This window comes from Pandoraea terrigena (assembly GCF_902459705.1).
Classification (GTDB): domain Bacteria; phylum Pseudomonadota; class Gammaproteobacteria; order Burkholderiales; family Burkholderiaceae; genus Pandoraea; species Pandoraea terrigena.
Map to the genome: position 1 here is coordinate 1 of NZ_CABPRU010000032.1, position 665 is coordinate 665.

Here is a 665-nt window from a genome sequence, read left to right on the forward strand (position 1 = left end):
GCGCTGCGCTTGGGCGGCTCCACCACCTTCAGCGTCTTCAGGCGCGGCGTCACATCCACCCCCAGATCCGCCGGCTTGATCGTCTCCAGCGGCTTCTTCTTCGCCTTCATGATGTTGGGCAACGTCACGTAACGCGGCTCGTTCAGGCGCAGGTCCGTCGTGATCACCGCCGGCAGCGACAGCGACACCGTCTCCAGACCACCGTCCACTTCGCGCGTGACCTGTGCGCGGTTCTGCGCCACCGTCACCTTCGAGGCGAACGTCGCCTGCGGCAGCTTCGCCAGCGCCGCGAGCATCTGCCCCGTTTGATTCGAATCGTCGTCGATCGCCTGCTTGCCCAGAATCACCAGTTGCGGCTGCTCCTTGTCCACCACGGCCTTGAGCAGCTTGGCCACCGCCAGCGGCTGCAACTCGTCCTCGGACTCGATCAGGATCGCGCGGTCCGCGCCGATCGCCAGCGCCGTGCGCAGCGTCTCCTGCGATTGCGACACCCCCGCCGACACCACGATCACTTCCGTCGCCACGCCCGCTTCCTTCAACCGTACCGCCTCTTCCACCGCGATTTCGTCGAACGGATTCATCGACATCTTCACGTTCGCAATGTCGACGCCACTGCCGTCGCTCTTCACGCGAACCTTTACGTTGTAATCCACTACCCGTTTGAC

General features: G+C 64.2%; 1 protein-coding gene. It reads right to left on the reverse strand.

The window, feature by feature from the left end; all coding sequences use genetic code 11:
* Window positions 1-665 (reverse strand): electron transfer flavoprotein subunit beta/FixA family protein (locus PTE31013_RS24660; RefSeq protein ID WP_246174915.1); only part of this gene is annotated, 665 nt, incomplete at both ends.